This is a genomic window from Bifidobacterium sp. ESL0704 (assembly GCF_029392075.1).
Classification (GTDB): Bacteria; Actinomycetota; Actinomycetes; order Actinomycetales; family Bifidobacteriaceae; genus Bifidobacterium.
Genome location: NZ_CP113929.1, coordinates 465608 through 487107 on the forward strand (window position 1 = coordinate 465608; position 21500 = coordinate 487107).

Annotated in this window: 13 protein-coding genes; 12 read left to right on the top strand and 1 reads right to left on the bottom strand. The window is 57.5% G+C overall.

What is annotated here, in order from left to right; all coding sequences use genetic code 11:
* The first annotated feature begins 41 nt into the window (after positions 1 to 41).
* The 10 genes from OZX64_RS01540 (at position 42) to gnpA (ending at position 17010) form a co-directional block, all read left to right on the top strand.
* Positions 42 to 2468, top strand: coding sequence for a glycyl radical protein (locus tag OZX64_RS01540; protein ID WP_277173340.1), 2427 nt, complete (start codon positions 42 to 44; stop codon positions 2466 to 2468).
* A 51-nt stretch (positions 2469 to 2519) separates the two neighbouring features.
* A complete protein-coding gene (locus tag OZX64_RS01545; RefSeq protein ID WP_277156384.1) occupies positions 2520 to 3197 on the top strand; it encodes a transaldolase family protein in 678 nt (225 codons plus the stop codon).
* Positions 3198 to 3456: 259 nt separating this feature from the next.
* Positions 3457 to 4473: an ROK family protein gene (locus tag OZX64_RS01550; RefSeq protein ID WP_277173342.1), complete on the top strand. Its 1017-nt coding sequence runs from the start codon at positions 3457 to 3459 to the stop codon at positions 4471 to 4473.
* 5 nt (positions 4474 to 4478) lie between these two features.
* Positions 4479 to 5684, top strand: a complete 1206-nt coding sequence (locus OZX64_RS01555) for a PTS transporter subunit EIIC (protein WP_277173343.1) — start codon at positions 4479 to 4481, stop codon at positions 5682 to 5684.
* Between the two features lie 347 nt (positions 5685 to 6031).
* The gene (locus OZX64_RS01560; RefSeq protein ID WP_277173345.1) at positions 6032 to 7528 is read left to right on the top strand and encodes an MFS transporter; all 1497 of its coding nucleotides are present in this window, start codon (positions 6032 to 6034) and stop codon (positions 7526 to 7528) included.
* Between the two features lie 263 nt (positions 7529 to 7791).
* The gene (locus OZX64_RS01565) at positions 7792 to 10500 is read left to right on the top strand and encodes an ATP-dependent DNA helicase RecG (RefSeq protein ID WP_277173347.1); all 2709 of its coding nucleotides are present in this window, start codon (positions 7792 to 7794) and stop codon (positions 10498 to 10500) included.
* Between the two features lie 761 nt (positions 10501 to 11261).
* A complete protein-coding gene (locus OZX64_RS01570) occupies positions 11262 to 12572 on the top strand; it encodes an extracellular solute-binding protein (protein ID WP_277173349.1) in 1311 nt (436 codons plus the stop codon).
* A 279-nt stretch (positions 12573 to 12851) separates the two neighbouring features.
* Positions 12852 to 13718: a sugar ABC transporter permease gene (locus tag OZX64_RS01575; RefSeq protein ID WP_277174923.1), complete on the top strand. Its 867-nt coding sequence runs from the start codon at positions 12852 to 12854 to the stop codon at positions 13716 to 13718.
* Positions 13715 to 14656 carry a carbohydrate ABC transporter permease gene (locus tag OZX64_RS01580; RefSeq protein ID WP_277173350.1) on the top strand — a complete coding sequence of 314 codons (942 nt, stop codon included), beginning with the start codon at positions 13715 to 13717 and terminating at the stop codon, positions 14654 to 14656. The genes OZX64_RS01575 and OZX64_RS01580 overlap by 4 nt, the downstream gene beginning before the upstream one ends.
* Before the next feature lie 188 nt (positions 14657 to 14844).
* Entirely contained in the window at positions 14845 to 17010 is a 2166-nt protein-coding gene (gene gnpA, locus OZX64_RS01585) for a 1,3-beta-galactosyl-N-acetylhexosamine phosphorylase (RefSeq protein ID WP_277173352.1), read from the top strand.
* A 196-nt stretch (positions 17011 to 17206) separates the two neighbouring features.
* On the opposite strand, the gene OZX64_RS01590 is transcribed toward gnpA, so the two are convergent.
* On the bottom strand, positions 17207 to 18343 hold the full coding sequence (locus OZX64_RS01590; RefSeq protein WP_277173354.1) for an ROK family transcriptional regulator: 1137 nt from the start codon (positions 18341 to 18343) through the stop codon (positions 17207 to 17209).
* A 227-nt stretch (positions 18344 to 18570) separates the two neighbouring features.
* On the opposite strand from OZX64_RS01590, the gene OZX64_RS01595 reads away from it, so the two are divergent.
* Both OZX64_RS01595 and OZX64_RS01600 read left to right on the top strand, forming a co-directional pair.
* The gene (locus OZX64_RS01595; protein ID WP_277173355.1) at positions 18571 to 19686 is read left to right on the top strand and encodes an aminoglycoside phosphotransferase family protein; all 1116 of its coding nucleotides are present in this window, start codon (positions 18571 to 18573) and stop codon (positions 19684 to 19686) included.
* A 5-nt stretch (positions 19687 to 19691) separates the two neighbouring features.
* Positions 19692 to 21344: a galactose-1-phosphate uridylyltransferase gene (locus OZX64_RS01600; protein ID WP_277174924.1), complete on the top strand. Its 1653-nt coding sequence runs from the start codon at positions 19692 to 19694 to the stop codon at positions 21342 to 21344.
* Positions 21345 to 21500: the final 156 nt, after the last annotated feature.

Here is a 21500-nt window from a genome sequence, read left to right on the forward strand (position 1 = left end):
TACGTAAGTGATGTAGCTTACATTTATGAAAGGAAAGTACGATGAGTGATTCACATTTTGGAAAGCTCACTGACAGGATGAACTCTTTCCGCGATCAGCTGTTGGATGCAGTGCCGCAGATCGATGTCGATCGGGCGATGATCACGACCAAGGTCTATCAGGAGCAGCAGGATCAGCCTTTGGCCATCAAACGTGCCATTATGCTCAAGGAGATTCTTGAACAGATGCCGATTTTCATTGAGCCCGAGACGGTTATCGCCGGCAACCAGGCTTCGAAGAACAGGTCGGCGCCGATTTTCCCGGAATATGCGATGGACTGGGTGATCGATGAACTCGACCAGTTTGAAAAGCGCGATGGCGATGTGTTCACCATCACGGAGGAAAACAAGGAAAAGCTGCGTTCCATCTATCCGTTCTGGAAGCACAACACGCTTCAGGACCGCGGATTGGCGGCCTTCCCTCCCCATTCCAAGCTGTTCTACGACCTCGGCATCATCAAGTCCGAAGGCAACATCACCTCGGGCGACGCCCATTGCGCCGTCAATTATGAGGGATTGCTGAAGCTGGGACTGAAGGATTATGCGCGTCGCGCCCAGGAAAAGCTTGACGCTCTCGATCTGACGGATTACCGCAACATTCATAAGAGCTACTTCTATCGGGCCATTCTCATCGTGGTCGATGCCGTCAAGGAATTCGCCGGTCGATATGCCTCGTTGGCTCGCCAGCAAGCCACGGAATGCTCGCAGAGGGGCGACGAACGTCGTGCTTCGGAACTGTGTGGGATGGCCGAGGCACTGGATCATGTGCCGTATGAGCCGGCACATACCTTGCGCGAAGCGGTGCAATCGGTCTGGCTGATCCACCTCACGCTGCAGCTCGAGTCCAACGGCCATTCACTTTCGTATGGTCGTATGGATCAATATCTGTGGCCGTACTATGAAAACGATCTGAAGACCGGTCGGATCACGGCGGACGAGGCCGATGAGCTGATGTGCAATCTGTGGCTCAAGACCTTCACCATCAACAAGGTCCGCCCGTGGAGCCACACCCAGTTCTCCGCAGGTTCACCGCTCTACCAGAATGTCACCGTGGGTGGCCAGAAGCTGGTGGACGGCGAAGCGCGCGATGCCACCAACCCCATGAGCTGGCTGATCCTGAAGTCTGTGGCCCAGTGCCATCTCACCCAGCCGAACCTCACCGTCCGTTATCATGAGAACCTTCCGGACGATTTCATGAACGAGTGCATCGAAGTCGTCCGTTGCGGTTTCGGCATGCCCGCCTTCAACGACGACGAGGTCATCATTCCCAGCTTCATCGAAAAAGGTGTGACCCGCGAGGACGCCTACAATTATTCCGCTATCGGCTGCGTGGAAACGGCAGTGCCGGGCAAATGGGGCTATCGTTGCACCGGCATGAGCTTCCTCAATTTCCCGAAGGCGTTGCTGATTGCCATGAACAACGGCGTCGACCCTCAAAGCGGCAAGAAGCTCGTTGAAGGCACTGGGCATTTCAAGGACTTCACAAGTTTCGATCAGGTCATGCAGTGCTGGGATAAGGTCATTCGTGAGATGTGCCGGCAGTGTGTCATCATCGACGCGACCTGCGATATGGTACTTGAACACGACACGGCGGATATCCTCTGCTCCTGCCTGACCGACGATTGCATCGAACGCGGCCTGAACATGAAGGAAGGCGGAGCCGTCTACGACTTCATCTCCGATCTGCAGGTGGGCATCGCCAATCTCGCCGATTCTCTCGCGGCCATGAAGAAAGTGGTCTTCGAAGAGAAGAAGGTGACGCCTGAAGAGCTCTGGGATGCCATGCAGGACAATTGGCAGGGCGAAAAGAACGAACATATCCGTGAGCTGATGAAGGCCGCGCCGAAGTACGGCAACGACGATGATTATGTTGATTCGCTGATTCGTCAGGCCTATGACATCTATATCGACGAAATGAAGAAGTACCACAACACCAGGTATGGTCGCGGCCCGATCGGTGGCATCTACTATGCCGGTACCAGCTCGATTTCGGCGAATGTTCCCCAGGGCGCCGGGACACTGGCCACTCCCGACGGCCGTGCCGCGGGTGAGCCCCTCGCCGAAGGTTGCAGCCCTTCGCATTCCGCCGATCAGCACGGCCCGACCGCCGTGTTCAAGTCGGTCTCCAAGCTACCCACCGATGACATCACCGGAGGCGTGCTGCTCAACCAGAAGATGACTCCGCAGGTGCTTTCGAAGATGGAGAACAGGCAGAAACTCGCTTTGCTGACCCGTGCGTTCTTCGACAAGCTTCACGGCTACCACGTGCAATACAACGTCGTCTCCCGCGAAACGTTGCTTGATGCGCAGGTCCATCCTGAAAAGCATCGTGATCTGATCGTTCGCGTCGCCGGTTACAGCGCGTTCTTCGTGGTGCTGTCCAAGGCGACCCAGGACGACATCATCGAGCGGACGGAACAGACGCTGTAATCCGCGATCCGCGATTGGTCGCTGAACTGTTGGCAATGAAAGGAAATAACCATGAAACTCATCATTGATGATGCGGATACCGAGGCCATCAAACGCTTGGTCGAGTATTATCCGATCGATGGTGTGACCACCAACCCCTCGATTCTGGCGAAGGCCGGACGCCCGCCTTTCGAGGTGCTGCACGAGATTCGCTCGATTATCGGGCCGGATCGCGAGCTGCACGCGCAGGTGGTCGCCAGAGACGCCAAAGGCATGGTCGCCGATGCCCATCGGATCGTCAAGGAGCTGGGAGACAACACGTTCCCCAAGGTTCCGAGCGTTCCGGAAGGGTTCAAGGCCATCAAGCAGTTGTCGGGCGAAGGCATCAACGTGACTGCGACCGCGATCTATACGCCTTTGCAGGCGTTCATAGCGGCGAAGGCCGGAGCGGTATATGCCGCCCCGTACATCAACCGCATCGACAATATGGGTTACGACGGAGTCGGCGTCGCGTGCAAGATCCACGACATCTTCAAAGCCAACAACCTGCATTGCGAAGTCCTCGCGGCGAGCTTCAAGAACTCGCAGCAGGTGCTTGACCTGGCAGTTCATGGTGTGGGCGCTGCGACGATAGCGTCTTCGGTCATCGACTCGCTGACCAAGAACGCTGCAATCGATGCGGCAGTAGATGATTTCGTGGCCGATTTCGAAGGTCTTGTCGGCTCCGGAAAGACTATGGCCACTCTGTAGGCGATAGCCGGCTCGATGGTATGAGAATGTCTCTCTCACGCCGTCGAAGTTATTAAGATCGTTGGTTTCGATGGTGATTTTAGCCAATGAGACCACCGTCGAAACCAACGACAACAAAACGGGACGAACATTTCAAGGCGCAATGTGCGATCGGCGTCGATTCGGCATTGTGGCTTCAAAATCAATTTTTTACGAAATTCCGGGATATGCTATGCACCGAAACTTCGAATAACAGGTATGGATAACGCAAGGATGCATCATGAAAATTCTGGCCATTGATATCGGCGGAACCAATATCAAATATGCGTATATGTTGGAGAACAGCTCGATTACCTCCCGTGGGTCGATTCCCACCCCGCAGGAAGGTCGTGATGAATTGATTGCGGCGTTGACTCAGCTTTTCAAGCAGGAGCCCGGGGTACAGGGCATTGCCATCTCGATGCCGGGCATCATTGATTCGGACGAGGGATATTGCGCGATGGGCGGAGCGTTGCGCTACAACGACGATTTTTATCTTCGTCATGAGCTGTTCAGCCATTGCCCGGTGCGTATCGTGATGGACAACGACGCGAAGTGCGCGGCCACCGCGGAGGCGACCGTCGGTGCGCTGAAGGATGTGAGCGATGGCTTTGTCCTGCTGTTCGGAACCATGATCGGCGGCGGCATCATCAAGAACCATGTGCTTCATCGCGGCCCGCACTTCTCGGCCGGCGAAGTGAGCTACATCATCACTTCGCACGATGAAGGGCCGACCCGTGAAGGGGTTTGGGGCAACCAATGTGGAACGCCTGCCCTGTGCGCGAATTATGCGAACATCAAGGGCGTGGATCCGGATTCCATCAATGGTGTGAAATTCTTTGAAGCGGTGAACGCGGGGGAGCCCGACGCGTTGGATTGCCTGGATCATTATGCCCACGACATCGCGGTGCAGATATTCAATATTCAGAACATCGTCGATCCGGAACGGTTTGCCATCGGTGGCGGCATCTCGGCTCAGCCTGCGTTCATCGAAGCCATACGCGCCAATCTGCAGAAGCTGTACGCGACTTGCCCGTACTTTGTCTCCCAGGCAGATGTGGTCAGCTGCAAATTCCGGAATGACGCCAACTTGGTGGGTGCTTTGCAATGTTACCTGCGTGGCGTCGACGAACGTGAATACTTCGTCAACAAGGAGGATGTGGACGGATCGATCGAAAAGTCGAAACAACAGTCCGACGGTGAAGAGGAAAAGGTACCTGAAGGCAAGGTGCTGGTCAACAACTTTCAAAGTGAGTGAATGACATGGCCAAGAAAAAGAGTTTGCTGAACGTCGTCATCGATGGTATTTCCGGGATTTTCCTGCCGATTGTGAACCTGCTTTCCGCGGCGGGCATCATGAAGGGTGTGCTGATCATCCTCACCAGTTGCAAGGTGCTGGATGCGTCCGGCAATACGTATCTAGTGCTTGACGCGATGGCATCGTGTGTGTTCACCTTCCTGCCCGTCATGCTTGCGTATACGTCCGCCAAGCAATTCAAGACCAATCCGTATATCGCGGTTGTCATCGCCTGCCTGATGCTGTATCCGGCGCTGGTGAAAGTGCAGGAAAAGGGCACCACTCTGTCCTTCTTTGGCATACCGATGTTGGGTGTCAAATATGCTTCAAGCGTGCTGCCCATCATTCTGGCGATTGGTTTGCTGCGCTTCGTGCAGCAGTGGCTTGACAAGGTCCTTCCAGAAGTGATTCGCGGATTCCTCACGCCGCTGATCTGCGTTCTGTTCGTCGGCTCGGTGACGTTGCTGCTCTTTGGGCCGTTCGGCAAAGTGGTCGGTGACGGACTCGCCGCCGGATACGAATGGGTATATGCGCTTTCGCCGATCGTCGCAGGCCTGTTGCTGGGCGCTGCCGTGCAACCGATGGTCATTTTCGGTTTCCACTGGAGCCTGATCCTTATCGGCATGAACAATCTGGCGGTTTCCGGGCGCGATACGGTACTCGCTCTGATGGGACCTCCCGTCTTTGCGCAGGCAGGGGCCGCGCTGGCCGTTATGCTCAAAAGCCATGACGCGCCGTTCAAGACGACCTGTATTTCCGCCAGTATCTCGGCTTTGTTCGGCATCACGGAACCGGCCATGTTCGGCGTGAACCTCCCTCGTAAGATGCCTCTTGCCGCTGTGTGCATCGGTGGCGGTGTGGGCGGTGCCATTGCCGGATATTCCGGAGTCCAAGCCCATGCTTTCGCGCTTCCCAGCATCGCCACGTTGCCCGTTTTCTTCGGCCACGGTTTTGTGACCTACGTTATCTCCTGCGTGGTTGCCATGGTGGTCGCCTTCCTGCTGACCCTCGTCTTCAAGTTCCCTGTGGACAACTTGGACGATGAAAATGACGAGGTTCGCTCCGAGGAAGACCGTGAGATGCTCGAAGAAAACTCACAGGCCGAAGGTGAAACCTCTGCGAATTCCGAAGTGGGTATCGCCGCTGACGTAATCGCAACGGCCAAGCCGTAAACGGGGCTTAACCGCGTGAAAACGCGAATAGCAGTTTTCTAAACCTCTGATGTCATTCGACGTCGGAGGTTTTTCATGCCTGGCTCCATATCGTACGTAGCGGGTAACGGATGGCGGAATTCGGCGGCGTGGCGATGCTCACGTTATGCCGATTGCTGATACGGTTGTCCACCGGCACGCTAATAATCAAAGTTTGCTTTTGGAATTGAGGGGTTCCTGCCAATATAAAGTGGACGCGGTTTGCGTCACCCTTGTAAATGGAAGCGCGCTTCAAGGCGTGATACACGAATGGCCCGTGCAACCGTAAACGGTGATAAGACGCGGGTATGAAATGGAGAAGAACAAACATGGGTTCTACCATGTCGCAGACAGTTGCGCCCGAAAACGGGAAAACGCAGCATGACGAACAGTCGCAGACACCGAAAGGCGCGATGAAGGCACGCGTGGACGTCAAGCATCCGAACCTGACGATGCTCGGCCTTTATCTCGGGGCTTTTCTGGGCATGCTCAGCGAAACCGCGATGAACATCGCATTGCCGGCCCTGAGCAAAAGTTTCGGCATCGGCCAGGGTACCGCGCAGTGGATGGTGGTGGGCTACATGCTCGTCATCGGTATCGTGCTGCCGTTCACCAGCTTGCTGTTGAAGTGGGTGCCCTCCAAGCCGCTGCTGCTTTTCGCGCTGGCCATGTTCTTCATCGGCTCGTTGATCTCGGGCCTCGCGCCGACGTCTATGTTCGGCGTGCTGCTGGCAGGTCGTATGATTCAAGGCATCTCGACCGGCTTGGCTCTGCCGATGATGTTCTCCGTGATCCTTGAGGTCTTCCCCCTGAACAAGATCGGCGCGGCGATGGGCATGGCCGGTCTCGTGGTCATGTTCGCCCCGGCCATCGGCCCCACCCTTTCCGGTGCGTTGATCGGTGCGTTCTCGTGGCGTGCGATTTTCTTCTTCTTCGCGGTGATTGCAGCCGTCGCTTTCGTCTGCGCCTGCATCTGGATGGTCAACGCCTATAAGCTGACCCGTCCGAAAATCGACATCATCTCCTGCATCGCCTCGATTCTCGGCTTCGGCGGCCTGGTGTTCGGCGTAAGCCTGATCAGCGATATCGGCTTCACCTGGCAGGTCATCCTGATTCTCGTCATCGGCATCGCTGCGGTCGCCTTCTACAGCTACCGCCAGATGCATATGGCGAACCCCATCATCAATCTTCGTGCCTTCGGCATCCGCCAGTTCACCACCTGCGCCCTGATTGTGATGATGAACTTCGGCATCACCTTGGCCACCATGTACCTGATGCCGCAGGAACTGCAGAACGGCATGGGCGTGGCCGTGGCCATGACCGGCCTGGTGATGCTGCCCGGCGGTGTGGTCAACGCGCTGGTCTCCATGCTCTCCGGCCGCCTCTTCGACATCGTCGGCCCGAAGTGGCTTGTGCGTGGTGGCCTGGTGCTCTCCATGATCGGCGTTGTCCTGCTGATGCTGGCAGGCCCGACCGCTCCTGTGGCATACATCATCTTCGCGCATGTCATCCTGATGATCGGCGTCCCGATGGCGATGAACCCGGCCCAGTCCTCGGCGCTCGCCTCGCTGCCGCAGCACCTGTCGACCGATGGCTCCACCATCTTGAACACCATGCAGCAGGTCTTGGGCGCGGTCATCACCGCCGTGGCCACCATTCTGCTGGCTGCCGGCCAAGCCTCCTCGCACACCGGCGGCAAGGCGATGGCCTTCGTTACCGGCTCGCGCTGGGGCTTCGCCTTCGCGCTGGCGCTGGCCATCGTCGCGTTCGTCATCTCCTTCGGCATGGCCAAGCAAACCAAGTCGGATGACGCCTCCAAGCGCTGAACCATTCGCTAAAAAGGTACCTTGTGCCGCGGCTCGTCTCAACGGCGTCGGTACAAGGCATGGCTTCGGCCAGAGCCTACAAGGCTTCCGATACGTTGCCAGTGCGCAGCCGGTTAGGGCTGTGGCAGGATATCGGCGATGAAGCCGTCGGTCCCGGTGCCCGCAATGGGTATCGGGACCGAGGTGTATCTGCTGGCGTTGCGGTTTGCGCAGGCCTTTGTCGTTATTCGCTTTCTTTCGCTTACCTCTTATAGAATGAAGATATGAGCAATACCGTCACCCTCACCACTCCGATTTCCTCGCTGATCGCCAACAAACGGCGGGTCAGCGCGCTCAAAGGACTTGGCGTGGTGAGCGTCGGCGACGCCCTGACCTATTATCCGTTCCGTGTCACCGAGCCGGTGCCGCTGCGTCCCATCCGCGAAGCGAGGGTCGGCATGCCGATGGCGTTCGCGGCGGTGGTGCGCTTTTCTCGGATTATTCCCATGGGCGGCCGTCGTGGTTTTCGCCTTGAGGCCGTCGTTGACGACGGTGCGTTCGCCGCAAGTCGGCAGGTGGCCGGTTTCAGTTGCAGGCTGGTCTTTTTCTCGCACAAAAAGCAATATATGGACTGGATGGGCGGACGCCTGCGTTCGGGCGCGGACGTCGTGCTTGCCGGCACGCCCACCGAGTTCAACGGCCAGCTGCAGTTCACCCACCCCGAAGTGCTCACGGTGATGCCGCAAGGCGCGAACGTTTTCGTTGACCCGGTCGCAGCGTCCGGTTCCGCAAGTGCCGGCGAACTTTCTTTTGATGACATTTCCAACGGGGCCGATGCACAGCCTCCAACGCAAAGTGGCGCATTGGCTACTGCCGGTGTTCCCGCTTCGCATTCCCAGCAAGCTCAAGCCCTCAATGCCCTGAAATTCGACGCGTCAACCGCCTACGAGGCGCTGCGGCATGTCTGTCGGCCGCGGCCGGTCTACCACGCCAATTCGCGCATCTCCACCGAACACATCCACGAATCCATCGTCGCGATGCTCGATGCGCTGAAAGCGAGCGGGGAGGCGGGGCCTAAGAAAGCCGGCGATGCCGATGACGGTTCCGCAGTGCCGAAGAATCAGGCGGCAATCGATGAGAACGATACTGATAATGCCGGCGATCACAAGAAGGGAATACTCGCCTTACGCTCTGCAATCCCTGACGTGCTGCCCCAAGAAGTGATTGAATCCAAGCATCTCATGCATCGCGCGGACGCGTTCGCCGCCATCCACGACCCGCAGTCCACCAAAGCGTTCCACGAGGCTTTGGCGACGCTGCGCTATGAGGAGGCGTTCGTCTCCCAGATTTCCGTGCTGCAAAACCGCGAGGACGCGCGCAAGGCCGAAACGTTCGAATGCAAGGATTCCGGGCTGCGCAGCCGGTTCGTCGACTCGCTGCCGTTCACGCTTACTCAAGGCCAGGAAGACGTCATCGACACCATATGCGAGGACATGAGGCGAAGCTATCCGATGCAACGACTGCTGCAGGGCGAGGTCGGCAGCGGCAAGACCGTGGTGGCGCTCGCGGCGATGCTGCAGGCGGTGGGTTCCGGCAACCAGGCCGTGCTCGTGGCACCCACGCAGGTGCTCGCCGAGCAGCATTTTCAGACCATCAGCGGCATGGCCGCCAAGCTCTCTGGCGAAGAGAGCGGCGAAACGACGGACCGTGATGCCGAAGACCAGGATGGCGCCGACAACGATCAAGGCGGAGCCAGGCAGAAATCCGAAAGCAAGTCTTCGAGCATTCCGGTGACGCTGCTGACCGGCGGCATGAAGCTTGCGGCCCGGCGAAAGGCGCTCGCGACGGCGGCCAGCGGAGAACCCGGCATCATCATCGCCACGCACGCGGCGTTTTCCAAGGTGTTCCAGGCGCCGAACCTGGCACTGGTGGTCATCGACGAGCAGCATCGCTTCGGCGTCGAACAGCGCGAGATTCTGCGCGAAAAAGGCGAGAAGACGCCGCACTTGCTGGTCATGACCGCGACTCCGATTCCGCGCACTGCCGCGATGACGTGGTTCGGCGACCTTGATATTTCCTGGCTCACCGAATTGCCCGGCGGGCGCAAGCCGATCCGTACGTTCATCGTGCCCGAAGCCGACGGCAATATGATGGCGCAGATGTTCGTCCACATCCGCCGACGCATCGATGCGGGGGAGCGGGCGTACGTGGTCTGCCCGCGTATTGATGCCGATGAGGCCTCGAGCGAGGCAGCGATGGACGGTCCTGCGAAGCGAGCAAAGTCTGGTCGCGCGGGAGAAGAAAACGACAACGACGATTTCGTTGAGATTGACGATTACGGCGATGAGAACGCGGACGGTACGCCTCGCGAACCTAAGCCGCCGCTGCACGCCGTCGATGAGATTGCGCAAAGGCTTTCGTCGTTGCCGCAGTTCGCCGGTATCGAATTCGCTACGTTGACCGGTCGGGATGACGACGAAACCAGGCGAGCGGTGATGGCCGATTTCGAATCTGGCAAGACGCCGATTTTGGTGGCGACCACGGTTATCGAGGTCGGGGTCGATGTACCGCAGGCAAGTTGTATTACGATATTCGACGCCGATCGTTATGGGCTTTCCCAGCTGCACCAGTTGCGTGGCCGTGTCGGCCGTGGCGGCACCGACTCCTGGGCGTTCCTCGTTTCGCGCGCCGAACCCGGCAGCATCGCCGAGCAACGGCTGAAGGTCATCGAAGGCTCGCTCGACGGGGCCGAGATCGCGCAGGCCGACCTCGAACTGCGCGGCGCCGGCGACGTATTGGGCGACGCCCAGTCCGGCGGCAAGTCCGGCCTGAAGCTCCTGCGCGTGGTCAAAGACGCCAAGATCATCGCCGATGCCCGTGAGGCTGCCGAAGTGCTGCTCAAGCGTGACCCGACGCTGGGCGACCAACCTCAACTTGCCGGTGCCGTCCTCGACTTCACGCGCGGTGGCGAGTCCGAGATTCTGAGCAACTGAGTGTTGAAACCGGACGATTGTCATCGTCTCCTGCCTGTTTCGAAAGTGCCGCGGGAATGCTCGTGGCATTTGTGTGTTCACGGTTTGCGCTTCCCGTGACTGGGGCAGGGAGGTGAAGTGATAGCTCAATTGCAACCCGGTTGGTGGGTGCGCAAACTTTCGATTTGCTCCATTCTTCCGGGTGCCGGGGAATCGGCGTCAACCGTTTTGCCCCTCTCGTCGTCGGGCCTTTCGTCGGTGTCTTCCAGGTTTGGGCGTAGAGGTGACCGGAAATGTGAAAAATATGTTTTTCTTATTAATGATAATGATATTTACATAAATGTGTTTGACCGTATTTTCATGGCGTTATCATTATGTTTTTGATATGGAAACGCTGGATATTGTATGATTTTTCTTTTTAGGAAACTTAGTGTACATTGAAAGTGCGTGCAGAGATACACGAAGATTTTATTCAAAGGTGAAAGCCCGTAAGGGTTGTTCCCTATTCAGGTTCGAGGAGGTATTCAAGTTCAGAAATTCAGCGCTGTCGGGAAACGGACGTGAACACGTGCGCTATTGAAGACCAAGTGGCGAAGTCGCAATGCTATCAGGTCTCGATGTCTGACGATTTTGACGTCGAAAATCGCAAAATCTCGGCTTTTGGTTTGAAATCGTTGCAGCGTACACTTTCGTTTTGGATGTATAAATGAAAAGATTATCGTTTTATCAAGTAATGGTCTTCACGGTGTCGTGATGGCCATATTGCTCGAAGAGGAGTGGAAATGGTAGGTAAAAAGAGGATTTTGGCTTCGGTCGCTGCAATTTCGGCCTTGGCCATGGGCTTGGCGGGCTGTGGAGCCGGCAATGGGAACAGCGATGCGTCAACGCCGAACAAGGGAGAAAAGGTCACGTTGACCTATATGCACCGTCTGCCGGATTCCAAGGGGATGACGCTGGTCAACGACATCGTCAAGAAGTGGAACGACAAGAACCCGAATATTCAGGTGAAGGCCACGAAGTTCGATGGCAAGTCCGCCGAGATGATCAAGAAGCTTGAAACCGACGTCAAGGCCGACAACGGGCCTGATCTGGCTCAGCTCGGTTACGCCGAGGTGCCTGAGGTATTCACCAAGGGCATGCTGCAGGACGTGACGAGCGAGGCCAAGAAGTATGAGGGCAATTTTGCCAAGGGGCCGTTCAATCTGATGCAGGTAGACGGCAAGTACTATGGCCTTCCTCAGGACACCGGCCCGATGCTGTATTTCTATAACAAGGCCGAGTTGGACAAGCTGGGGATCACCGAGCTGCCCAAGACCGCCGATGAGATGATTGCGGATGCCCAGAAGACGGCGGCCGCAGGCAAGTACATGATGACCCTTCAGGCCGACGGCAACTGGCTGTCCGGCATGGCCGGCGCTTCAGGCCCGTGGTACAAGGTCCAGGGCGGCAAATGGGCCGTCAACACCAACACCGAGGGTTCCAAGGCCACGGCGGACACCTTCCAGAAGCTGGTTGACGCCAAGGCCGCGCTTTACATCGATCGCTGGTCGCCGACGTTCGATTCCGATATCCAGAACAACACCATCATCGGTACCGTGGGTGGCGCCTGGGAGGCTCCGTTGATCATGGGCTCCGCCGGTGAACACGGGGTAGGCGATTGGCGTATGGCGCAGCTCGGCGACTGGTTCGGCAACGGCACGAAGACGGGCCCCAACGGTGGTTCCGGTGTTGCGGTCCTCAAGGGCAGCAAGCATCCGGCCGAGGCCATGAAGTTCCTCAATTGGTTCAACACTCAGGTCGCCGACCTGACCAGCCAGGGCCTGATCGTGGCGGCCACCACCGAAAAGGCGAAGACCCCCGAAGCCTGGGCCAAGTTCTATGGCGGCGAGGATCTCATGAAGGAATTCGCCACGGCGAACGACAACATGAGCAGCTTCACTTACATCCCCGGTTTCTCTGCTGTCAATTCCGACATTGTCGAGAAGACGGCCAAGGTGGCTGACGGTTCTGTGAAGATGAAGGATGTCTTCGATTCCGCGCAGAAGACCTCCGTCGACACCTTGAAGAACTACAACCTCCCGGTCAAGGAGTAAGTGGTTCCGGTTCGAAAATGGTGTAGTGGTTTTGGCTGGTCGGTGCGTCCGCGTGGCGCCTCCCGGCCAGCCATTTCCGCCATATGACGGAATCCGGATATCCGTAAACGCAAAAGTCCGGTTTCAAAAAGAAAATCGAAGAGGAAAGGTTGATGCAATATGGCTGCAATAACCACGGCGACGACGGCGCCGCCGGCCAAAGAAGGGGAGACGGACGGCAAGAAGAAAACAAGACGTTCATCCGCTGCGAAGCGTGAGAACCGACGGGCATGGGTGTTTATGCTGCCCTTTGCCATTCTCTTCTCGCTGGTGTTCATCCTTCCGATTATCTGGGCGATCTATTCGAGTTTCTTCCGTCAAGTCTCGACGGGCGGCGGTGCGTACGGCGGCGGCACGCTGGTTAACAAATTCGTGGGACTGACGAACTTCCAATATGTCTTTACGTCCAGAAACTTCTGGCTCGGATGTGGCAGGGTTCTGATCTATACCGTCATCCAGGTGCCGGTGATGATGGGCATCGCGCTCGCGTTGGCGATGATTCTTGACTCGTTCATCGTCAAGCACGTCGTAGGATTCCGCCTGAGCTACTTCCTGCCCTATGCGATTCCCGGGGCTGTGGCCTCCATCATCTGGGTGTTCCTCTACAACGACCAGATTTCCCCGATCGTCAAAGGACTGAAGGCTATCGGCATACCGGTCAACTTCTTCGCTCCCGGCATGCGTATCGTTTCCATGGCCAACATCACCACATGGACGTTCACCGGCTATAATATGCTCATCTTCCTGGCGGCTCTGCAGGCGATTCCGCATGACCTGTATGAGGCCGCGCGCATTGATGGCGCCAACAATTTCCAGATAGCCATGAAAATCAAGTTGCCCAATGTCCGAGGAGCGGCCCTGCTTGCCGTGCTTCTCTCCATCGTCGGCAGCATCCAGCTGTTCAACGAACCCCAGATCATGCAGACCATGGATCAGGGAATTTCCAAGTCGTATACGCCGATGATGATGGCCCTGAATACTTCGCAGGGTTCGTTGACACCGGGTGGTGACGGGCCGGCATCGGCCATAGCGATTGTAATGGCATTGATTGCCGGCGTGCTCGCCATAGGCTATGCCTTTGCCGAAAGCAAGGTGAATGAGCAATGAGTTCCCAAGATATTCGAGCAAGCCGCGCACGTCGTAAAGCCGATAAACTCCGTGACAAGGCGGCCAACGACCTGCCTCGCTCCATGCGTCCTTCGCCGCAGGTGAAAATCATCACCGTTCTGGTGCTGGTGGTGGCGCTGATTTACTTCCTGTTCCCGATTTACTGGGCCGCCATCGCCTCCAGCAAGACACCCGCTCAGATGAGCGGCAGCAACGGCCTGTGGTTCTCCGTGCCGCTGAACAAGCTGCCGGCGGCCATAGCCGCCAACTACAGCCTGCTGCTGGGATGGACCCGCAGCTACTTCTGGCGTTGGGTCTTCAACTCGCTGCTGTATTCCGCGGTGTCGGCCGCCATCGGCACCATCATCTCCGTGATGGCGGGATACGCCACGGCGAAGTTCAGTTTCCGTGGCAAAGGCCTGATTATGGGGGTGGTGATGGCATGCATGCTGATGCCCGCCACGCTCCTGACCATTCCGCTCTACTCCATCTTCCATGCGCTGCATCTGACCAACACGATGCTTTCCATCATCATCCCCTGCTGCGTGTCCCCGTTCGGTTTCTTCCTCGGCCGTGTGTACGCGCAAAGCTCCGTGCCTGACGAGTTGCTTGAGGCGGCACGCATCGACGGGGCAGGAGAGGCAAGGATCTTCTTCACCATCGTGCTTCGCCTTCTGGCGCCGGCCATGGTCACGATCTTCCTCTTCCTGTTCGTCTCGACGTGGAACAACTTCATGTTGCCGTTGATGATGGTCTCCAGCGACAACCTGAAGCCCGTCACGCTCGGCCTGTACGGATTGGTCTCCCTGCCGGTGTTCACCGACCGTGGGGCGTTGATGATGGGTGCGCTGCTCGGCGTGCTGCCGGTCATCGTGCTCTTCCTGGCCCTGCAACGCTACTGGCAGGCCGGTCTTGCGGCAGGTTCGGTCAAGGGCTAGCGACATTCATATGATCGGCGATTGGGTTCTGAAGCCCGATGTTCGGCTTCAGAACCCAACTCTGTCGATACGCAATCGGCCAGCGCGCTGTTGGCCCGCATCACGTTGCAGATGGCAACACAGATAATCACGTTCCGGGGCACAACCGTCCTCGGGCAGTCACAATATAGAAATTTTGGAAGGTTGATATGGCATCGACAGGGCGATTCACGATTCCCAGCGAGGAACATTTCGCACGCAAAACCGTGGAGCTGGCAAATCTTTGGGGGGCGGACGCCATTCGCAACTCGGACGGCACCCATCTGGACGATGAGGTCCTCGCTTTGGGCAAGAAGGTCTATAGCGCGTATTTCCCCTGTCGCGCTCATAATGAATGGATTACCTTGCATATGGACGAGACCCCGCAGGTCTATCTGTTGAGCCAGCGTGTGCTCGCCACTTCCGGCACCGTGTGCATCCCCTTCATGGACACCTTCTTTTCCGAACAACTGAAGCCGAATTACGACGCTGACCCCGCCCGGTATTGGGAGGTCATCGATCGCACCACCGGCACCGTGGTGCCTACCAAGGATTGGAGCCTCAAGCCGGAAGAGAACGTTGCGGTGATCCACCATGCGGTGCCGATGCACGAATACACCGTCTCGTTTTTGGCCTATATCATCTGGGATCCGGTGGAGATGTACAACCACCTGACCAACGATTGGGGCGACAAGGAACACGAGATCCCCTTCGATATTTACCATCCCGCGACGAGAAAGTTCGTTTTCGACACCTTCGGGCAGTGGCTGAAGGACAATCCCGAAGTCGACGTCGTGCGTTTCACCACCTTCTTCTACCAGTTCACACTCCTGTTCGACCAACACCATCGTGAGAAAGTCGTCGACTGGTTCGGCTGCGCCTGCACCGTCTCGCCGCAGGCGCTGGAGGATTTCGCCGCCCGGTTCGGCTATCGGCTTCGTCCAGAGGATTTCGTGGACGAGGGCTGCTACAACTCGTTGTTCCGTGTTCCTCGCCAGGCGCAACGTGATTGGATACGCTTCCTTTCCGATTTCGTGCGGGGCAATGTCAGGAAACTTGTCTCCATGACCCATGAGGCAGGCAAGGAAGCCATGATGTTCCTGGGCGACCAATGGATCGGTACGGAGCCGTATATGGACGGTTTCGGCGATCTGGGGCTGGATGCCGTGGTCGGCTCCGTTGGTGACGGCACCACCACCCGTATGATCTCGGACATCAAAGGCGTGAAATACACCGAAGGCCGCTTCCTGCCGTACTTCTTCCCCGATACGTTCTATGAGGGCAATGACCCGAGCATCGAGGCGTGGAGCAATTGGCGCAAGGCGCGCCGGGCCATCCTGCGCAGCCCGCTCGACCGCATGGGTTATGGCGGCTATCTCTCGTTGGCCGCGAAATTCCCGAAGTTCGTCGACGCGGTGACCCATATCGCCGACCAGTTCCGGCTTCTGAGCGACAAGACCCAAGGTCGGCCGGCCGTGGGCGACCTCAATGTCGCCGTTCTCAATTCCTGGGGCAAGATGCGTTCGTGGATGGCCTACACCGTCGCGCACTCGCTGCCCATCAAGCAGACGTATTCGTTCTACGGCATTCTTGAGGCGCTTTCCGGCATGCGCGTCAATGTGCGTTTCATCAGTTTCGATGATGTGCTGGCTTGCGGCATCGATCCGGATATCGACGTGATCATCAATGCGGGTTCGGTCAATACCTCCTTCACGGGAGGGGACGTGTGGAAAGACGGTCGTCTGGTCGAAATCATGCGTTCCTGGGTGCGCCAAGGCGGTGCGTTCGTCGGTGTGGGCGAGCCCTCAAGTCTGGCGTGGCAAGGCCGGTTCTTCCAATTGGCCGATGTGCTCGGCGTCGACGAGGAACGCTTCCAGACCCTTTCGGTCGACAAGTACTTCCCGGAGGTGACGGCCCGCCACTTCATCACCGAAGACGTGCCGAGCGGCGAGTCCATCGATTTCGGCGAACCGATCGCCAATACCTACCCGATCAATGAACAGGTGACGTTGCTCAAGGCGGAAGGCGGTCAGGTTCAGCTTGCTGCCAACGAGTATGGCAGGGGGCGTGGCGTCTATATTTCCGGGCTCCCTTATTCGGCCGTCAATGCTCGCCTTTTGGAGCGTGCCCTGTTCTGGGGCAGCCATAAGGAGGGCGCTTACCTCGCTTACAGTTCGTCCAACCCGCAGTGCGAACTCGCCCGTTTCCCGGAAAGCGGCTGGTACTGTGTGGTCAACAATACCGACGAACCGCAGTCAACGGAGGTCCGGTTGCCTCAGGGAGACTCGGTGCACTTTGATATCGAGGCGAACGGCATCGTATGGAATCGATTGTGAATCTCGCGTCTATCGGTTTGTAGGCGATGCTTGAAGCCGGCCGGGTCATGGTTGCGCGTGGCGACGGCCGGTTTCTTTTTGTGCGAGCCGGGGTATGGGTTGTTGCCGAAAGCCGTATGGTGAGGTCTGGAGGCCGTTGGCGCTCAATGGGTTCGCGGTTTGCCGATTTCCTGCGTCGTTGCGTCGTTCTGTGGTTTCAGCGATTGACGAAGTCGCGCACCATCGTGATCGCGGCGCCGCGTATGGTGGCATTCGGTCCGCATTCGCAGCGCCGGATGGTGGCGTGCTTGCGGAACATCGAAGTGGTGGTGCGGTCAAGCTGCTGTTGGGCGGCGTTGAGAAACGCGGCGTTGATGATATCGGCAACCCCGTAGATGCAGATGTCGTCCATATCCAGCAGCCCTATGGGCATGGCCAAGGCCGTTGCGACCCGTTGTCCGGCTTCCTGCAGGATTTTTACCTGGTCTTCGTCCGATGCGCCGTACATGCGTTGGCGCAGCAGGGGCGCAGAAACGAACATTTCCAGGCATCCCTGTTTGCCGCATGGGCATTTCGGGCCATCCGGCTCAATGGAGATATGGCCGATTTCTCCGCCCGCATGGTTTTCGCCGACGATGACCGTATCGTTGATCAGCGTTGCTGCGCCGATACCGCGGTCGAGCTTGACGAAGAGCATGTTGGAACCTGCGGCACCGAAAAAGCGCTCGGTAAGCATGGAGCAGACCACATCGTTGGCGATGATGACCGGCAGTCCGAATCGCTTCTCGATCGGCGTCTTCAGGTCGAAATCATGCCAGTCGAATTCCGTGGATTGACGGATGACGCCATCCTGCACCACACCCGTGGCCGCGATGCCGATGCCGATGATGTGATCGACTCCGGTGATCAGCTTGTCGATGAGCCCGATGATGGTATGCTCATCGACATGATCTGCGGCGCTGAGGGCGATTTCGCTGTGATTCAATGAGTTGCCGAGCAGGTCGGTCACCGCGCCTTCGATAAGGTGGTTTTGCGAAAGATCGACGGTGACGATTCTCAGCCGTGTGGGGTCGATGCCCAGCAGAGTGCCTCGTTTGCCTTTCCCGCTGGCTTTTGTTTCATAGCCGCACTCGTAGATGAGTCCTTCGTCGAGCATATCGCTCACCACGTCGGAAACGGCCACGCGAGAAAGGCCGGTTATGCGGCCGAGCTCGGCGCGCGAATATTGCGCATCGGGAAACAGCAGCCCGAAAATCAAGGATCGGTTGTTCCTGCGGACGTCCGATGGGCTCGCCTTGGTGCTTGTTCCTGGGGTGTTGAGCACCAGGGAATTCGCATATTGCTGTGGGGACATCGTCACGCTGTCTTTCTGTGATTGGTATCACCAATATATCGTATCTGGTAGAAATACGTGGATATAGTCTTTACTTATTTATGCCTATATGGGCAATGAAGTCGATAAAACGCGAGAATTGCATAATTCTAATTATGTATCTAATATTAACAATTAGCGGTTTTGCTTATGTTTTTCCGCTGATTGGTTCCATTTACGTAATGAGGCGACTTTGAAAGAGGATACCTATGTCAAGTGTTGATACCGCGCTCGCGCTGGTTGCTTCCCGCTTTCGGTTGGAGGGAGAGGTACAAAGCATAACCCCCTATGGTGATGGACATATCAACGTCACCTACCTGATTTCCACGACGAAACGCAGGTACATTCTCCAGCGGATGAATACCGACGTGTTCCCCGACACCAAAAGCCTGATGCGCAATATCGAGTTGGTGACCGCTTTTCTCAAAGCTCGGGGCAAAGAGACGCTCGATATCATTCGCAGCGATGATGGTGGCACGTATATCGACAACGAGACCGGAGCCTGGAGGGTGTATGCGTTCATCGAGCATACGATTTCCTACAATCTTGTTCCCAACGCTTCCGTTTTCCGCGATGCGGGCGCGGCTTTCGGGGATTTCCAGAATGAACTGGCACTCTTCGACGCCTCGCAGCTGACCGAAACCATCGCCCATTTCCACGATACCCCGCATCGGTTCCTCGATTTCAAAGCCGCCGTGGAAAAGGACGAACTCGGCCGGGCGGCTTCCTGCAGATCCGAAATCGACTTTTATGATGCGCATGCCGACGTCTATCCGGTGATTATGGACGGGCTCAAGGATGGATCGCTGCCGCTGCGCGTGACCCATAACGATACGAAGCTGAACAATATTTTGATGGATGCCACCACGCACAAGGCCCGCGCCGTCATCGATCTCGACACTATCATGCCCGGCTCCATGCTGTTTGATTTTGGCGATTCCATACGTTTCGGCGCATCCACGGCCCTGGAGGACGAACGTGACCTTGACAAGGTGCATTTCAGCACCGAACTGTTCCGGGCCTATGCCGAAGGGTTCGTCGGCCAGCTTCGCCAAAGCATCACCGAACGGGAAGCGCAGCTGTTGCCATTGAGTGCAAGGATGATGACGCTGGAATGCGGTATGCGTTTCCTGGCCGATTATCTTTCCGGCGACACCTATTTCGCCACCGATTATCCCGAGCACAATCTGGTGCGTTGCCGTACGCAGATCAAACTGGTCCAGGAGATGGAGGCGAGCGAGGCGCCGATGAACGCGATTGTCGAGGCCGTGATGGCATCCGGCCCCACCTCGACTGCAGAACACGGCGAAGGCGGTGCGCGGTGAGTGCGGTGAAAGGTAACGAGACGGCCGGAGAAGGGCCCGCTGTCGGCAAGGGGAGTGCCGGCAAGCTTGATGCCGTCTATGCCGCTTTGGACGATCTGACCCAATACGCGCTGGCCTATCTTGGTCTTGACCGACGTGATCTCGATTGGGCGCGTAACGCGGTTCTCGCGCTTTTTTCGCTTGATTCGTATCATGCCGTGTCGTCTTCAGGTGTTGGTGACGGTTCGGGTGCGGCTGCGACTCATCGTGGTTCGTCGCAGGGACGCAGTCGTGTCGGTGACGGCGAGGATGCTGATGCTGATGCCAATGCAGATCAAGGGGCCTGTCACGGCGATGGTGCGGCGAACCCCGATGCCGTGCTCAAGCCTTTCGATGAGGCCTTGCTGGCGGCTCGGTTGTGCGACACCGACGATATCCCCGGTATCGAAGACACGGTGATGGGCCTGCTCTCGCAGCGTCCGTCCGTGCTGCAAGACCGTTTCGCCGCGATTGAGCACCGTGATGGCGGCATGCAGGCCATGCGATGGTTTTATGATTATTGCTCCGACAATACCTATGTCAAACGCGCCATATTGGCCAAGAATCCTCGTTTCGAGTCTCACGGGCTGATCGTGACCATCAACCTCGCCAAACCGGAATTTAAGAATATGAAAAAGGCGGCTTCCGGCAATGCCACGGCCGGAGGCTACCCGAAATGCACGATCTGCCACGAGAACGAAGGATTCGCCGGGCGTGACAAACGGACCTTGCGTACGGTTCCCCTCACCTTGGGAGGGCAGGAGTTCTTCTGGCAGTTCTCACCGTACGGCTATTTCAAGCAGCATGGCATCTGCGTCAATGCCGAGCACACTGCGATGCACGTCGACTGCGATACGTTCGTCAATCTGCTGGATTTCGTCGACGTTTTCCCGGGCTATTTCATCGGATGCAACGCGGCCCTGCCACGTATCGGCGGCTCGGTGCTGGCGCACGACCACTATCAGGGCGGCGGCGAACTCATGCCGATGCACAAGGCCAAGCCGTGGGCGCGGCTGGGGCTTGCCGGTGTCGATGATGCCGTCATCGAGATCCTTGATTGGCCGGGTACCGCGGTGCGGGTGGTCTCCCGTTCGCGCCAACGCATCGTGGAGATCTCCGACCGTATTCGCCTGGGCTGGATCCGCTATACCAATCCCGATCTGAACATCGTGGCTGTCGGCGAGGACGGGCGGCGTTCCGCCCTTTCGCCCAGTGCCGTGATCACTGAACGCGGGTACGAAATGAATCTCATCCTGCGTAACAACGGGGTGAACGAGCAGTTTCCCGAGGGCATCTTCCATGCGCATCCGGAATTCTGGGCGATCAAGCAGGAACCGATCGGCCTGATCGAGGCTCAGGGGCTTTTCGTGTTGCCGGGGCGTCTGGTCGGTCAGCTTGCACAAATCGAGGATGCGTTGGCACGGGGTTCTTCGCTGCCTGAAGCGGAACGCGCCTTTAAGCCACAGTGGAATGAGCTTTGCGCTTCCCTTGACGGCAACCGGGATCGCGGCGCCATCAAGGCCGCCTTGCGTGACGAGCTGGGCAGCGTGTGCGAACGGATTCTCGGCAATACCGCCGTGTTCAAGCGTAAGGAACAGACCCGGGGGTTCCTGGAATCCTTGGGATTCGAGGTTTTGTGAGTACGAGGCCATTGCTTGTTGCATGCAGCGTCCATATTGCTCGCTTTGCATGTTTGCCGGGATAAGGCATATAAGAGGTGCTATCGAGCTTTTCTGTTTGTCGCTTGGCAAGCGGAAATGTTGAGAGGCGTGGACCAAGCACGTTGGCCTCATTTT

What these genes read in the sequence shown, in the direction of transcription:
- OZX64_RS01545 (WP_277156384.1), top strand. Translation starts at nt 2,520, where the DNA reads ATGAAACTCATCATTGATGATGCGGATACCGAGGCCATCAAACGCTTG.
- OZX64_RS01540 (WP_277173340.1), top strand. Translation starts at nt 42, where the DNA reads ATGAGTGATTCACATTTTGGAAAGCTCACTGACAGGATGAACTCTTTC.
- OZX64_RS01560 (WP_277173345.1), top strand. Translation starts at nt 6,032, where the DNA reads ATGGGTTCTACCATGTCGCAGACAGTTGCGCCCGAAAACGGGAAAACG.
- OZX64_RS01565 (WP_277173347.1), top strand. Translation starts at nt 7,792, where the DNA reads ATGAGCAATACCGTCACCCTCACCACTCCGATTTCCTCGCTGATCGCC.
- OZX64_RS01595 (WP_277173355.1), top strand. Translation starts at nt 18,571, where the DNA reads ATGTCAAGTGTTGATACCGCGCTCGCGCTGGTTGCTTCCCGCTTTCGG.
- OZX64_RS01590 (WP_277173354.1), bottom strand. Translation starts at nt 18,343, where the DNA reads ATGTCCCCACAGCAATATGCGAATTCCCTGGTGCTCAACACCCCAGGA.
- OZX64_RS01570 (WP_277173349.1), top strand. Translation starts at nt 11,262, where the DNA reads ATGGTAGGTAAAAAGAGGATTTTGGCTTCGGTCGCTGCAATTTCGGCC.
- OZX64_RS01555 (WP_277173343.1), top strand. Translation starts at nt 4,479, where the DNA reads ATGGCCAAGAAAAAGAGTTTGCTGAACGTCGTCATCGATGGTATTTCC.
- OZX64_RS01550 (WP_277173342.1), top strand. Translation starts at nt 3,457, where the DNA reads ATGAAAATTCTGGCCATTGATATCGGCGGAACCAATATCAAATATGCG.
- gnpA (WP_277173352.1), top strand. Translation starts at nt 14,845, where the DNA reads ATGGCATCGACAGGGCGATTCACGATTCCCAGCGAGGAACATTTCGCA.
- OZX64_RS01575 (WP_277174923.1), top strand. Translation starts at nt 12,852, where the DNA reads ATGCTGCCCTTTGCCATTCTCTTCTCGCTGGTGTTCATCCTTCCGATT.
- OZX64_RS01580 (WP_277173350.1), top strand. Translation starts at nt 13,715, where the DNA reads ATGAGTTCCCAAGATATTCGAGCAAGCCGCGCACGTCGTAAAGCCGAT.